Source organism: Streptomyces sp. CBMA152, assembly GCF_014596475.1.
Classification (GTDB): Bacteria; Actinomycetota; Actinomycetes; order Streptomycetales; family Streptomycetaceae; genus Streptomyces.
The window spans coordinates 84,084-96,816 of record NZ_MECJ01000031.1; the positions used below are offsets into that span (position 1 = coordinate 84,084).

16 protein-coding genes are annotated in these 12,733 nt (G+C 68.5%); 7 read left to right on the forward strand and 9 right to left on the reverse strand.

The window, feature by feature from the left end:
• Positions 1–30 precede the first annotated feature (30 nt).
• Positions 31–1,713 (forward strand): ABC transporter family substrate-binding protein, encoded by a 1,683-nt coding sequence (locus BG418_RS31700; RefSeq protein ID WP_188277495.1) that lies wholly within the window; start codon positions 31–33, stop codon positions 1,711–1,713.
• A 57-nt stretch (positions 1,714–1,770) separates the two neighbouring features.
• Here BG418_RS31700 and BG418_RS31705 read toward each other — a convergent pair whose 3' ends face one another.
• The 3 genes from BG418_RS31705 to BG418_RS31720 form a co-directional block, all read right to left on the reverse strand.
• The gene (locus tag BG418_RS31705; RefSeq protein WP_317453821.1) at positions 1,771–2,619 is read right to left on the reverse strand and encodes a hypothetical protein; all 849 of its coding nucleotides are present in this window, start codon (positions 2,617–2,619) and stop codon (positions 1,771–1,773) included.
• Between the two features lie 558 nt (positions 2,620–3,177).
• Positions 3,178–3,639, reverse strand: a complete 462-nt coding sequence (locus tag BG418_RS40975; RefSeq protein ID WP_317453822.1) for a hypothetical protein — start codon at positions 3,637–3,639, stop codon at positions 3,178–3,180.
• Between the two features lie 422 nt (positions 3,640–4,061).
• Complete coding sequence (locus BG418_RS31720) at positions 4,062–4,928, reverse strand: alpha/beta fold hydrolase (protein WP_188277496.1); 867 nt, start codon at positions 4,926–4,928, stop codon at positions 4,062–4,064.
• A 62-nt stretch (positions 4,929–4,990) separates the two neighbouring features.
• Between BG418_RS31720 and BG418_RS31725 the strand changes: the two genes are divergently transcribed.
• Together BG418_RS31725 and BG418_RS40640 are read left to right on the forward strand one after the other, a co-directional pair.
• On the forward strand, positions 4,991–5,542 hold the full coding sequence (locus tag BG418_RS31725) for a helix-turn-helix domain-containing protein (RefSeq protein ID WP_188277497.1): 552 nt from the start codon (positions 4,991–4,993) through the stop codon (positions 5,540–5,542).
• A gap of 318 nt (positions 5,543–5,860) precedes the next feature.
• Positions 5,861–6,169: a transposase gene (locus BG418_RS40640; protein ID WP_317453823.1), complete on the forward strand. Its 309-nt coding sequence runs from the start codon at positions 5,861–5,863 to the stop codon at positions 6,167–6,169.
• Here the strand turns inward: BG418_RS40640 and BG418_RS31735 are convergent.
• Together BG418_RS31735 and BG418_RS31740 are read right to left on the reverse strand one after the other, a co-directional pair.
• The gene (locus BG418_RS31735) at positions 6,130–6,690 is read right to left on the reverse strand and encodes an RICIN domain-containing protein (protein WP_188277499.1); all 561 of its coding nucleotides are present in this window, start codon (positions 6,688–6,690) and stop codon (positions 6,130–6,132) included. The genes BG418_RS40640 and BG418_RS31735 overlap by 40 nt on opposite strands.
• Before the next feature lie 64 nt (positions 6,691–6,754).
• Positions 6,755–7,345: an RICIN domain-containing protein gene (locus BG418_RS31740; RefSeq protein WP_188277500.1), complete on the reverse strand. Its 591-nt coding sequence runs from the start codon at positions 7,343–7,345 to the stop codon at positions 6,755–6,757.
• A gap of 115 nt (positions 7,346–7,460) precedes the next feature.
• Here BG418_RS31740 and BG418_RS40980 point away from each other — a divergent pair, with 115 nt between their 5' ends.
• Entirely contained in the window at positions 7,461–8,441 is a 981-nt protein-coding gene (locus BG418_RS40980) for a helix-turn-helix transcriptional regulator (RefSeq protein WP_188277501.1), read from the forward strand.
• 159 nt (positions 8,442–8,600) lie between these two features.
• Here the strand turns inward: BG418_RS40980 and BG418_RS41265 are convergent, their stop codons facing one another.
• Positions 8,601–8,945 (reverse strand): transposase, encoded by a 345-nt coding sequence (locus BG418_RS41265; protein ID WP_223185757.1) that lies wholly within the window; start codon positions 8,943–8,945, stop codon positions 8,601–8,603.
• A gap of 506 nt (positions 8,946–9,451) precedes the next feature.
• On the opposite strand from BG418_RS41265, the gene BG418_RS31755 reads away from it, so the two are divergent.
• Entirely contained in the window at positions 9,452–9,826 is a 375-nt protein-coding gene (locus BG418_RS31755) for a hypothetical protein (RefSeq protein ID WP_188277502.1), read from the forward strand.
• A gap of 73 nt (positions 9,827–9,899) precedes the next feature.
• Here the strand turns inward: BG418_RS31755 and BG418_RS31760 are convergent, their stop codons facing one another.
• Complete coding sequence (locus BG418_RS31760) at positions 9,900–10,514, reverse strand: hypothetical protein (RefSeq protein ID WP_188277503.1); 615 nt, start codon at positions 10,512–10,514, stop codon at positions 9,900–9,902.
• A 186-nt stretch (positions 10,515–10,700) separates the two neighbouring features.
• On the opposite strand from BG418_RS31760, the gene BG418_RS31765 reads away from it, so the two are divergent.
• Both BG418_RS31765 and BG418_RS40985 read left to right on the forward strand, forming a co-directional pair.
• Positions 10,701–11,390: a winged helix-turn-helix domain-containing protein gene (locus BG418_RS31765; RefSeq protein ID WP_317453824.1), complete on the forward strand. Its 690-nt coding sequence runs from the start codon at positions 10,701–10,703 to the stop codon at positions 11,388–11,390.
• Positions 11,390–11,710: a transposase gene (locus BG418_RS40985; RefSeq protein ID WP_317453825.1), complete on the forward strand. Its 321-nt coding sequence runs from the start codon at positions 11,390–11,392 to the stop codon at positions 11,708–11,710. The genes BG418_RS31765 and BG418_RS40985 overlap by 1 nt, the downstream gene beginning before the upstream one ends.
• Here BG418_RS40985 and BG418_RS31775 read toward each other — a convergent pair.
• Entirely contained in the window at positions 11,707–11,988 is a 282-nt protein-coding gene (locus tag BG418_RS31775; RefSeq protein WP_188277504.1) for a hypothetical protein, read from the reverse strand. The genes BG418_RS40985 and BG418_RS31775 overlap by 4 nt on opposite strands.
• Positions 11,985–12,218, reverse strand: coding sequence for a hypothetical protein (locus BG418_RS31780; RefSeq protein WP_188277505.1), 234 nt, complete (start codon positions 12,216–12,218; stop codon positions 11,985–11,987). Before BG418_RS31780 ends, BG418_RS31775 begins: the two co-directional genes overlap by 4 nt.
• Between the last annotated feature and the right edge of the window lie 515 nt (positions 12,219–12,733).

A 12,733-nucleotide genomic window follows, 5' to 3' on the forward strand; every position in this document is an offset into this window, starting at 1 on the left:
CGTACCGAACCCAAAAGGAATCATTTCGCCATGCGTACAAGACTGGCCCTGCCCGTCGCCCTCGTCGCCGCCATCGCTGTCGCCGCCACCGCGTGCCAGTCCTCCTCCGACAAGGGCACGGCGAAAGCGGACGGCAAGGACGTGCAGAAGGCCGCGTCGGCGGCCGCCGACTACAACCCCCAGCCGTACGAGAACGTCAAGGACGGCGGCACCTACACCACGGTCGGCACTTTCGACGAGCAGGGCAACCCGTTCAACGTCAACTCCACCCTCACCGCGTCCCGGGTGTGGGCCTGGTACAACGCCGACGCGATCACGTACTCGCCCACCGGAGAGGTCCAGTACAACCCGGACTACTACAGCGACGTGAAGGTGTCCGTCGAGGGCGGCAACCAGAAGGTCACGCTGACGATCAACCCGAAGGCCACGTTCAACGACGGCACCCCGATCGACTGGACCGCGATCCAGGCCACCTGGAAGGCCAACAACGGTTCGGACAAGGCCTACGCCGCCTCGTCTACGGACGGCTACGACCAGATCACCTCCGTCGAGCAGGGCAAGGACGCCAAGCAGGCCGTCATCACCTTCAAGGGCGTCAACGCCGCCTGGTCGAGCCTGTTCACCACGTTCCTGCACCCCAAGGCCGCCACGGTGGACAACTTCAACAAGGCGTACGTCAAAACGGCCCACCCGGAGTGGGGCGCGGGCCCGTACACCGTCGGGACCTGGGACACCCACTCGGGCAACATCACCTTCGTCCGCAACCCGAAGTGGTGGGGCAAGAAGGGCAAGCTCGACAAGCGCGTCTACGTCAACCTGGAGTCGACCGCGGCGGTCAACGCCTTCAAGAACGGCCAGCTCGACTACACCTCGGCCTCCGACGCGGAAAGCCTCAAGCAGGTCAAGGGGCTCAAGGGTACGGAGATCCGCAGCGGCGGCAGCCCGTTCGAGTACGCGCTGTACTTCAACACGAAGTCGTCCGTCCTCGCGGAGAGCGACGTCCGCAAGGCCGTCCAGCAGAGCATCGACCGCAGTCAGATCGCGAAGATCCAGTTCCAGGGGCTCGGCTACAAGGAGCCGCTGCCCGGCTCGGCCGTGCTCTACAGCTTCCAGAAGGGCTACCAGGACAACGTCTCGGCCGTACTGAAGTACGCCCCCGACGAGGCCAAGAAGACCCTCGACGCGGCGGGATGGAAGCCCGGGGACGACGGTGTCCGCGTCAAGAACGGCAAGAAGCTCGAAATCGGCTACACGCTCCTGGGCGATGACCCGCTGGCCAAGGCCACCGCGGGCGCCTTCGCCGCGATGCTGAAGCCGGCCGGCGTCCACCTCGTCATCAAGAAGGCCGACGACGCGGACTTCTCCAAGATCCTCAGCGAGCGCAGGTTCGACCTCTTCGTGTCGGGCAACCGCTCCATGGACCCGTTCGGCGCCCGCTACCTGTGCGACTTCTACTGCTCCGACCGCGACTCCAACCTCACCGGTTCGGGCACACCGGCGCTGGACAAGGAGATCCGTGCGGCCTCGGACATCGCGGATCTCGACCAGCAGATCGCGGCGGTCAACAAGGTCGAGCAGAAGGCGCTCCAGCAGTACGCCTTCCTGCCGCTGTACAGCGGCCCCTCGACATACGGCGTGAAGAAGGGCCTCGCCAACGTCGGCGCGACCGTCTTCCACAGCCCGCTCCCGGAGACGGTCGGCTGGCAGAAGTGACCCGCGCCCGCACCGGGTTCTGCTCGGCGCGGGCCGCCAACTCCCGTTCGACGCGGTTTACGCGGTGTTCCCACGCTCTTGTACGCGGGCGTAGCCCATGAGGCCGATGAGGATCGCGAGGAGTACGGCCGATGAGCCCGCGGTGCCGAGGTCGAGGCCGCCTTTGGCGGTGGGTTTGGTGAGGAGGTCGCCCGCGGTGGCTCCGAGGGGCCGGGTCAGAACGAACGCGGCCCAGAACAGCAGGACGTTGGGAATCGCCGGCACGGGCATGAGCGCGAGCAGGCCCGCGAGGAGCGCGGTGATGAGAAGCGCGCCGCCCGCGTAGCCGAGTCCGCTGCTGTCGGAGAGGAAATCGCCCAGGGAGGTGCCGAGGGTGTTCGAGACGAGGATCGCGGACCAGAACAGGGCCTCGCCGCGCAAGGTGACGATGTCGCGGATGGCGAAGGTCAGTCCGGTGGCCTTCCAGACTGCGAAGATGACGGCCAGAAGGGAGATGAGGATCGCGGCGCCGGTGCGGTAGCCGAGTCCGAGGCCTTGCGGTCCCCAGCCCAGCGACGTGGCCCCGCTGGACAGATACGCGGCGCTGGCGTCGCGGTTCATGAAGTCCGACATCGTGGTGCCGGCCGTGCTGGTGGACAGGATGACGGTCCAGTAGAAGAACGGGTTGTAGTGCCGCGACCTCAGCTGCACGGCCAGCGTGACGACGAAGACCAGGAACAGGGCGATCGTGGTGAGGAAGTAGCCGAGTCCGAGAGTCTGGGCGAAGAGGTCACCGGCCGTCTCCCCGAGGGTCGTTGCGGCGATCTTCATGATCCAGAAGGCCAGGGTGACCTCCGGCAGCTTCCTCACCACGGACCGAACAGCGCCGGCCGGGCCCGCCGCGGCGAGGACTTCCGTATGTTCCACGTTCCATCACTCCTGGAGGGTGAATCGGAGCCCTGCCCCGGTGCACCACCGGGGGAGTCAGGGATGACCGCCCGCCATGATGGTGCGACGGAGACGTCCCGTGACAACGGCGGCACTCCGTGGCCGCAGGTGCTCTTGCGGTGCTGTATACGCAGACGCACGGCGGCGCGTTCAGTGCGGCGACGTCCAGGCAACCGCCGCGGCCACGCCGGTCTTCGGCCGCCGCGTGCGGTGGTGGGGTCGGCGGCGACGAGGGGTTGACGGGCAGGGGCCGCCCGGCCCACTCCCAGTGCGGCACCGGGGAGGAGGCGAGTGGCAAGGCCCTGCGTCGTTGTCATCGAGCGTCACCCTTCTTCTGGGCGCACGTGGAGTCGTAGGGTCGACTTCACGTGCGCCCAGGGTGGTAGGCAGTTCGATTCCTCCACAGACCAGGCGACTCTCGGTCTCGTGAACATCTGCTGTCCGTTCTCGTGAACAAAGCCACTCTCGGGCGCCGCACCTGTGGTGTGTGCCGGCAAGTCCGCGGAAGGCGCTGTTCGCGGTCGGCGGCGGCCGGGGTCAGGGTCCGCAGTGCGGGCAGCGGTCCGCGCGGCGGTGTCCGCGTGTCTCGACCACTACTCCCAGGGTTTTCATCCGCTTGAGCTCGTAGGCGACCGATGACGTGCTGGACAGGCCGACGGCTGCCGCGAGTTCGCGTACCGAGGGTGCTTCGCCGTGGTCGGTGACCCGGTTCCGGGCGGCGCGGGTGAGGTGTGTCTGGGTGTCGGTGAGGTGGCCAGCAGTCGTGCCGGTGCCGGTGTGGGGTCGTACGAGGTTCTTGAGTGCCATGCGGGCGCTGGGGGTGGCTCCGGCCGGGGTGCGCCAGTACGGGTGAGCGGCGATGCGGACGGACAGCTGCTGGAGCCGCCGCCGGTGCGCGGCCGTACCGGCGGCGCCGACGGCGGGGTCGGCGAGCTGCCGGTAGGTCTCGTACCAGGCGGCCTGAGCCTGGATGAGGTCGTGGGGGAACGTGTACTGCATGCCCCGAGTAGAGCACATGTTCGAATTCATGGGCGAATGAAGCACCCTGTCGTCCGGCCCGACTGTGACTGAGCGCTTCAGGTGGCGGATGAGCGCCGTAGTTGGCGGGGCTGAGCGGTTGAGTTGGCGGACGCGTTGAGCCTAAGCGCGATGGTTGTCACCGATGGTGTTGTGGGCGGTTGAGCCTGAGCGCGCCCTGTCCTGTCGCACTGAGGGTGTCGGATTCTCACCGCTTCTCGATCGTCCTGTCGGATTCTCACAGTGTCGTGTGCTGTGCGATGGCGTTTTGATGGGGATTCTTGAATCGGCTCGGGCCGTGCTCTTCCGCCTCGCATGACGGGCTCGTCAACCAGGTGGGACCTCAGTGGTGATACCGCCGCGCGGGGAACGGCTCAGCCGTTCGGGCGGGCGGCGCGGATGCGTCAGGCTGACCGGATGTCTGTCCGGCTGGCGTGGTCGAGGAGGTGCTTGATCCTATTGGCGACGATCGTCGACTGCTCGGCCTGGATGATGTGGCCGGAGTTGACCGATTCGAACTGGCCGTCGGGCAGTGACTTGGCCCAGCGCCGTTGGTGTGCGGTCAGGGCGGCGTGGTGCCGTGCCCGGCCCGTCTGGGGTCGGGAGGGCGAGAGCAGGAGAGTCCGGCACCGAGGCGGGTCGGGTGGCTCGGCGCGGAAGCGGGGTATGGCTGCGGCCACGGCCTTGATCTCTTTCCTTGTCTGCGCGGTGCCGGCCGGGACGAAGTCTTCGGCGAGCATGGTCTCGTAGGTGTCCGGCGGGAAGAGGCGTCGGATGTTGCCGCTGGCCAGGCGGGCCAGCGGGCGGAAGCGGAAGAGTGCCTGCGTCACGGCCAGGGAGTGGTCGACCTTCGTGGCGGTCCGGTCGAAAGTGTCGTAGACGGGCGCGCTCTCCGTTGCCGGATCGAGCAGCAGCAGCCCCCGTAACCGAGGCCCCAGCCCCTCTGCGGCGCGACGTGCGACCAGCCCGCCCATGCTGTGCGCGACCAGCACGAAGCGGCCGGGGACAACCGCCTCGACCAATGCGACCAGATCCGAGGCCAGGTCCTCGATGCTCAGCTGGGTGGCTGTCCGGCCGCTGCGGCCGAAGCCTGCCCGGTCGTAGGCGACCAGTCTCGTCCGGTCCTTCAAGAGCGGTAGCACCAGGTCCCAGCAGGTGCGCCCCATTCCCCCGCCCGCCTCGAAGACCACCCAGTCCGTCCCGCTGCCGGACTCTTCGACATGCACGGTCCGGCCGTTCACCTGCACCGCCCGCCCCACTGCCTGACGCATGTGGCCCTCCAACCTACCGTTTCCAGTTTCGATAATAGTACCGAGTATGGAATTGTGAAGCCATGGACACGACCGACGTACTTCTCCACCCGGTGCGCCTGCGCGTGGTGCACGCGCTTTCCGGCGGCCGGGTGCTGACCACCGCTCAACTGTCCGAGCGGATGCCCGAGGTGCCGAAGGTGACCATGTACCGGCACATCGCCGTGCTGGCCGAGACGGGTTTCCTCGAGGTGGCCAGCGAGCAGCGGGTGCGCGGCGCTGTCGAGCGGCACTATCGGCTGCGCCAGGACCGCCCGGTCGTCGATGCCGACGACGCCTCGGCGATGACGCTGGAGGACCACCGCCGGGGCTTCGCCTCCGCAGTGGCCGTGCTGATCGCAGAGTTCAACGCCTACCTCGACCGTGACGGTGCCGACCCGGTGGCCGACGCGGTCTCCTATCGCCAGGCCATGCTCTGGCTCAGTCCGGACGAACTTTCCGAGATGACAGCTGAGTTGCTCGCGGTACTGGGGCCTCGGCTGGCCAACCGGCCGGCACCGGGCCGCGTTCCCTACCTGCTCAGCCCCATCCACTTCCCCATCGGTCCGCCGTCCCCCGACGAGCCGCGGCTTTGAAGTGAGACGGCACTGCCTCTGAGTGGCGCCTGAGCCTTGCCCCCCGTGCTGCGCGCGGGCGGCTCCTCCGCTGTGGCGGTTCAGCACAGTCCGCCTGGACGCAGGCGGGGAACGAAGGCGAGTAGGTCTGGGGTCAGGGAGATCACCCCGGGAAGATCCAAATATCCTCATCAGTTTGCCCCGTACATGGGGTTTGATCTCAATTCTCCGGTCCGGCCTCGCGGTAGCTGTTACGCCGAGAACTTTCGGCAGGTACGCGGAGCCGAACAAGACTTCCGCAAAAGCCAGTGGCCTGAGAACCCCGAGCCTCCGCATGGTGTGGGCAAGAAGCCGTGGATCGTGGACGACGAGCTGTGGGCGCGGATCGAGCCGTTGCTGCCGGCGTGGCCGCAGCGGTCGGCGGGCCCGCGTCCGGTGGACGACCGTCTGTGCCGGCAGGGGCTCCTGTTCGTGCTGTACACCGGCATGACCTGGCAGCAACTGCCGCTGGAGCTGGGCTTCGGCCCTGGGCAAGTCGTCTCGCGGCTTCGTGAGGAAGAAGTCGCGAGACGTCGGTCAACGGCAGCCTGTGGCCGGTCGGTCGGCGGTCAGGCGGAGGCCGTCCACCGCTGCTCGGCGCCGCCGTAGCAGGTCCACTGGACGACCGGGGCGCCCGGCGTCGTGCTCGAGGCGCCGACCGCGGCGCACAGGCCGCTCGCCCGGTTCCACATCTGGGCGAAGCCCGTGTCGGGGTTCCGGTCGAAGTACCAGGTTTGCTCCGCCCCCTTGTCGCAGCCGTACTGGATCAGCTGGACGCCGGCGTTCGGCGAACTCGCCGGATCAGCCAGGCACTTGCCGCTGTTCCTGTTCACGACCTCGTAGCCGCCGCCGGAGTTCGGCATGGGGTAGAGGCCCCAGTACTGCTCGGCGCCGCCGTGACAGGACCACTGGATGATCCCGGCTCCGCCCGCCGTGCTCCCGCCGCCGACCGACAGGCAGTGCTGGCTGTTGTAGTTCCAGAGCTCCACGATCTCCCCGTTCTTGAGCGAGGGGGACGCGGTCGATGCCGAAGCCGAGGCCGGCATCACCCCCGCCGCGAACGCGATCGCGGCGGCGAGCCCCACGGCCCCCGCGCTGAGCTTCCTCCGGGTATGTGCCGCTGCGTTCATGCGTGTTCCCTCCGTGTCGAGACGTGCTGTTCACCGGGCACTGGCGCCGACGGCGTCGGAGGCGTCACGCGGTCCGGATGTCCCACCACTGCTGGGACTGGAAGTTCTTGCCCCACAGCTGGGCCCGGGCGCCGTTGCCGGGGACGTCGGTGTCGCGGTCCAGGACGGTGTTGTTGCCGTTGTTGAAGCGGACGTTGTAGATGGCCAGGTCCCCGGAGGGGTGGTACCACTGCTGCTGGGTAGTGCCGTTGCAATGCCACAACTGCACCCGCGTGCCGTTGGCGCCGCCGCCGTTGGTGTCGGCGTCCAGGCACATGCCCGGGAACCGCACGTTCCGCAGGCTGCCGTCGGTGGACAGCAGCCACTCCTGCTGGGTGGCGCCGCTGCAACTCCACACCTGGACCTTGGTGCCGTTGCCGCCGGCGGTGGCGTCGGCGTCCAGGCACTGGCCCGGGGTCGCCCGGTACAGGCTGTAGATCCGGACGTAGATGCCCGCGGTGAGGGAGCCCGCCCGGGCGCCAGGCGCCTGGCCCTGCTCCCAGGCCACGTGGTGGGCGGCGGGCTCTGCGGCCTGGGCGGATGCCGCGCCTGTGGCACCGGCGGTGAGGGCTGCCACGGCGGTCGCGACGGCGGCCAGCTTCTTGTGAAAGATCATGGGTCCTGGGTTCCTTTCGGGGCCGGTCTGTGCGGTGAATCCAGGAAACGCCACGCCGATTGACCGGTCGAATGATTCGATTTCTTTCGAAGCGACTGGCGAAAGGGGAACGCGTGTGATCCGGATCCGCCTGGGCGCCCGGGGGCTGGGGGGCGTGAGGTTCGCGGTCTCACCGATGGGCTCGGCCAAGGACCTGCTCCGCCTCGTCGGATTCAGCCCATGCACTCTGACCCCGCCCTGGCGGACCACGGCCCCGGACGCGCTGACCCGGCACCGGCTCGGGCTGCTGGCCGTGGTCGGCGGGGGAGGCCCCCTCGGTTACGCCCCGGACTTCCTGCGGCCGGAACCCCCGGCCTTCCTGACCGACATCGACACCGCGCTGCACCAGATCGCGACGACCCCGCAGGAACGGATCCGCTACGAGCTGGCCGGGGCCGTCAACGGCCACTCCTGGGACCCCGGTTCCGGCCACCCGGCGCCGCGGCAGCTCCTGCAGGCCCTCGACCGGGGGGAGGACCACTTCGCGCGCCGACTCGCCGACGAGATGGCGCGGTTCTGGCACGCGGCACTGAAGCCCTCGTGGCCAGCCATCCGGGCCCGACTGGAAGCCGACGTCACCGCCCGGGCCTCCGAGATCGCCCAGTACGGGCTCGCCGAGGCTCTCAACCGGCTGGCCCCGAACCTGGAATGGCGCGACGGCGAACTGCTCGTCCACCTCCGTGCGGACAGCATCCACCGGCTGACGCTGGACGCGGAAGCGGTGATCCTCACGCCGAGCGTCTTCGTCGACCGGGCTCTCTTCTGCGCCGGGGAACCGCCTGGGACGCCGGCGCCGCGCACTCCGCTCATCGTCTATCCCGCCGCGCAGTTCGACTGTCTTCCGCCCGCCCAGGACCACCCGCTGATCGGGGCGATGCGGCGAAAGCTCCTGGCCGAGCTGAGCCAACCGCGTTCCACGACGGAGCTCGCCCAGCGGCTCTACCTGAGTCCGGCCACCGTCTCCTACCACCTGCAGATCCTCCACCGTGCCGGGATCGTCACCCGTGCCCGACGATCCCGGCACGTGCTCTACCAGCGGCTCGGGGGAGCGGTGTAGGCGTACCTGCCGCGCCCCTCGCCCGGGAGGGGCGGGGGCGGGCCGCACCCGGGCGAGGGAGGGGGTACCTGTCGGGGCGCTCATACGCCAACTGAAGCGCTCAGTCACAGCCACTGTGACTGAGCGCTTCAGTTGGTTGTGTCCGTGCTTCCGTGACGGCTATGGCTGAATCAGGATCCGGGCCATGAGGAGGTTGAATGACGCGCGGCCGTACATTTGACGTTTGATCGTTTTGACCCGGTTGACGTGGCTCTCCACGGCACCGGAGCTGTAGGGGAGGGGCAGGCCGGCGGTGACGGCGGAAAGGTCCCGGCGGAGGTAGTCGGCGAAGCATCCGATCGGGCCAGGGCCGGTGATCTCTGCCTTCTGGATCCAGTCGTGCAGAAGGTGGCTGTGGCGATGGCGGAGCAGGTCGGTGAAGCCCTGGGCGAGGTCGTCGACGGCTGCGATGTCCGGGCAAGCGTGGCGGACGGCATTGAGTGCGGCTCTGCCGGTAGGACTCAGGGCTTCCTGGGGGGCGCATGATCCAGGAGGTGATGGTGCGGGGGCTGGGAGTCAGGAGTCTCGCGGGTATCGCTGTGCCGTGCCGGATGGCCAGGACGTAGCGATTCACCACGTGGGTATTGTCGGTGTAGCCAGTCGCAAGGATCTCCCGGTATAGCTGCATAGAGCTGGTGCAGCCCGCCTCGAACCCTCCTGCACGTACGGGATGAAGGGGTCGAGACCGGACGCCAGCTTCCCGAGGGAACACATCTCGTCGCTCCCCGGAGTTGCCCCGTGGTGTGTCCCGGCAGCCCGGTCCGCGGAAGGCGTTCTTCGCGGGTCCGGTCGTCGTCGGGCGGCGTATCGGGCCAGGAAGTGCGCGGCGGGTACGGGTACCGTCAGCGTCCGCAGTGCGGGCGGCGGCGTCCGCACCCGGCCACCGTTCCCAAGGCTTGTTCGACTGTGCGGGCCCGGTCGGGTGTTCCTGCGGGGGCAGGGCATGGAATCAGGGGGGTTACGATCCGTGTATGCGGCTTGAGGGATCAGGTTCGGTCTGTCTGCGGGTGGACGGGGTGTACTGCGCTGTTGCGGCGGCCTGCGTGGGGGTGTTCGCCAGGCCCCTGGGTGTGGCGCTGGAAGTGCCGAGCGGGTTTGTGGTCGGCGCGGCTGTGCTCACGGCAGGGTGGGCGGGGTTGTTGTTGTTCGCGGGGTCCCGGCTGCGACTGCGTACGTCGCTGCTCGGCGTCCTGGTGGTCAACGTCGTCGTCGCCGTACTGGTCGGTGTGCTGGCGATGACGCGTCCCGTCGACGCGGTGTCGGTCCTCCTGCTGGCCGTGGCCGTGGAGGTAGCGGGTTTCGCCGGTTGGCAGGCCGCAGTGCTGCGCACCGGCGTTCACTGCTGATCTTTATTTCGTGAAGCTACGAGAGGTGAGGGCCAGGCCGGTCTCGGCGAGGCAGCCGTCGACAAGGTTGGCATCAGGACCGGTCCCTTCGGGCGGGCCTGCTCTCGGCTCCCCGCCCGGTGTACAGATTCGCGTAGACGTCGCCGGCAAAGCTCATCATCCGGGACTGGAGCGGGCCGGTCGCCGCCGCGTACCGCGCCGCGTCACAAGCCTCGCGCCCGCTGCCGGGCGGGCCGCTGAGCAGCCATTCCTCTACGTCATCGATCAACGCCTGATGGGTCTCGTAGAGGGCATCGGCCAGATCTGTGACCGCGGTCTGCTCCTGGTCGGAGAGCATGAGGCGAAGCACCCACTCGGCTGCCTGCATCTCACGTATCCGGTCGTGCACCGCGGCTCGTTTCTCCTGCAACTCCGCGTCGGTTCCCTGTACGTCGCCGGTCTCGCGCAGGTGGTCCCGCACGACTCGCATCTGGCGGCGCGCATTGTCCACGGCGAGGATCAACTCCGAGCAGGCGACGCGTTTTTGGGTGATGGTCTCCGCATCGCGTTGGGCGTCGTGCTGTACCTGGGCCAGATCCAGCTGCGTACGTGCCTGAAGGCGCGTTCCGGCCCAGGATGTGAGCGCCCCGACGATCGCCCCACTGGCGCCCAGCCCCGCGCCCATCACCACAGCCCACTGTCCGTCCATGCCCTGACGTTAGGGCGTGTCCGGCAGGGTTTCGGCGGGATCACGGGATCGCCGCGCAGATATCACTGGTCTTCAACTCGTGGTCCGTGGTGGGGTGGCGGCCTGGGGCGGCGGTGTTATCGCGTCTGCATGCGGTATGTGCAAGGCGGCGGCCTGACCGCTGGGGATCGCCTGAGGCGTGAGCGAGTGCGTCTGCGGGCAGCCGAGTTGTTCGGCCAGGAGTGCACGGACCGCCAAGTGGCGGACGAGCCGCGGGTGACGCGGATGTCGGCGAACCGATGGCGCCGCGCCTGGCGTGCGGCGGGCGAGTCGGGGCTGCGCTCGAAGGGCCCCGCGTCCCGGCCGAGGCTGGGCGAGGGGGAGTTCGCACGGCTGGAGGCGGCGCTGGCCCGCGGCCCGCTCGCGCACGGCTGGCGTGACCAGCGATGGACGCTGGTGCGGGTGCAGCTGGTGATCGCCCGTATGTTCCGCGTGTCGTACTCGGGGCCGGGAGTGTGGAAGCTACTGCGGCGGGGCTGCTGGTCCTGCCAGGTCCCGGCCCCGGCGGGCGATCGACCGAGACGATGCGGCGGTGGAGGCGTGGAAGGCGGAGGTGTGGCTGCAGGCGGAAAGACCGCGCTCGACCTGGGCGCCCACATCTGCTTTGAGGACGAGTGCGGCAAGACGATGAGACCGCCCAAGGCGCGCACCTGGTCCCCGCGCGGGCACACCCCAGTCATCCGGGTGCCGGGCAGCCCCGGTGGCCGTGCCTCGCTCGCCGGCCTGGTCTGCTACCGGTCCGGCATCGCTCCCGCCTGCTGTTCCGCCTCCACCGCTACCAGCGGCGCAGGGGCCAACAGGCCAGTTTCTACCTGCGCGGCTACCGTGACTTCCTAGTGCTGGCCCATCATGCGCTCGGCTCCCCGATCGTCCTCATCTGGGACAATCTCGACCGGCACACCTGTGCCGAGATGACTGCGTTCGTCAAGGCCAACTCCGGCTGGCTACGCGTCTTCCAGCTCCCGTCGTACGCACCGGACTTGAACCCGGCCGAAGGCATCTGGTCGCTGCTGGTCCGCGGTCCGCTGGCGAACCTCGCCGTGGGCAGCTTCGACGAACTCGTGGACGTGATCAGACAGGCCCTGAAGAAGATCCAGTACCGACCCGACCTGATCGATGGCTGCCTCGTCGAGACGGGGGCCCTGGCATCGGGCTAGTGCTGGTGCCAGCCGGTGCGCTGGACGAGGTTGTCGCCGGTCCACATGGCGCAGGCGTGGAAGTAGCGGCCGGGGACTTCGTTCACGGCCCATGTCCACCGGTCGCGCAGGCCCTGCGATCCGTCGAGCACGGCGGGCCCGCACTGGTGCCACGATCCCTTCGTGTCGGACCAGTCCATCCACACCCAGTCGGTGCCGAGGTCGGTGTTGCTCCCGTTGAACAAGTGGGCCCACACGACCTCCCCGTACTTCGAGTTCCGGCCGTGGCTGAGGTTCACCTGTCCGCGCCGGATATCGCTCGGGAGGCTTCCACGATCTTGGGGTCGCTGGTGGCGAAGGCGCTGATGGTGGGGCCGCAGCTGTAGTTGATGCGGCCGTCGGGGCTGGCGTCGGCTGCGGAGGCGGCCGCCGCGCCGGTGATGAGGGGTGCGAGGGCGAGCAGGCCGACGGCTGCCGCCCGCAGTGTCCTGCTTCGTGTGGTGCCTGTCGTGCGTACGCGTTCGGTCATGTCTCCCCCTGCTGAAGCGCCGGTGTGGTCGCGTGACGTACCCCCGGGCCGATGGCTCCGGGGGCCGGGTCAGCATGGTCAGGGGAGGGGTGCGGCGGGGGCTGTTCCCTTCAGTCCTTGCCGCTCCTTTTCCCGATCCCGGGGTACTTCTTCGCCACGGCTGCTTTGACCTGCGCTTTCTCCTTGGGTGTGCCGTGCTGGGCGATCCGTGCGAGGGCGTTGTGGGCGTGGGCCTTGTCCTCGATCGGGTAGGCGCCTTTGGCTTTGGTGTGCCTCCGGCGGCTGCCGCTTTCTTCCCTTTCACCGCGAAGCCTTTTTTGGGAAGAGCGTTGCGTTTTTTCTGGCTGAGGTTGGCCAAAGCTGTCTCACGGGTGTTCCAACATCGGTTGAGTCGGTGAACGCGCTGGTCACGGGGTGGTGGCAACTGCACCAAGATCAAATGACTTTGGAACAGCCCTGGTGGAGCCGGTGATTGCCCGGAACCCGGAGGCGGGGTCGAGCCTGCCGTACCTGCT

What these genes read in the sequence shown, in the direction of transcription:
- BG418_RS31700 (WP_188277495.1), top strand. Translation starts at nt 31, where the DNA reads ATGCGTACAAGACTGGCCCTGCCCGTCGCCCTCGTCGCCGCCATCGCT.
- BG418_RS40975 (WP_317453822.1), bottom strand. Translation starts at nt 3,639, where the DNA reads ATGCAGTACACGTTCCCCCACGACCTCATCCAGGCTCAGGCCGCCTGG.
- BG418_RS31720 (WP_188277496.1), bottom strand. Translation starts at nt 4,928, where the DNA reads ATGCGTCAGGCAGTGGGGCGGGCGGTGCAGGTGAACGGCCGGACCGTG.
- BG418_RS31725 (WP_188277497.1), top strand. Translation starts at nt 4,991, where the DNA reads ATGGACACGACCGACGTACTTCTCCACCCGGTGCGCCTGCGCGTGGTG.
- BG418_RS31735 (WP_188277499.1), bottom strand. Translation starts at nt 6,690, where the DNA reads ATGAACGCAGCGGCACATACCCGGAGGAAGCTCAGCGCGGGGGCCGTG.
- BG418_RS31740 (WP_188277500.1), bottom strand. Translation starts at nt 7,345, where the DNA reads ATGATCTTTCACAAGAAGCTGGCCGCCGTCGCGACCGCCGTGGCAGCC.
- BG418_RS31755 (WP_188277502.1), top strand. Translation starts at nt 9,452, where the DNA reads ATGCGGCTTGAGGGATCAGGTTCGGTCTGTCTGCGGGTGGACGGGGTG.
- BG418_RS31760 (WP_188277503.1), bottom strand. Translation starts at nt 10,514, where the DNA reads ATGGACGGACAGTGGGCTGTGGTGATGGGCGCGGGGCTGGGCGCCAGT.
- BG418_RS31780 (WP_188277505.1), bottom strand. Translation starts at nt 12,218, where the DNA reads ATGACCGAACGCGTACGCACGACAGGCACCACACGAAGCAGGACACTG.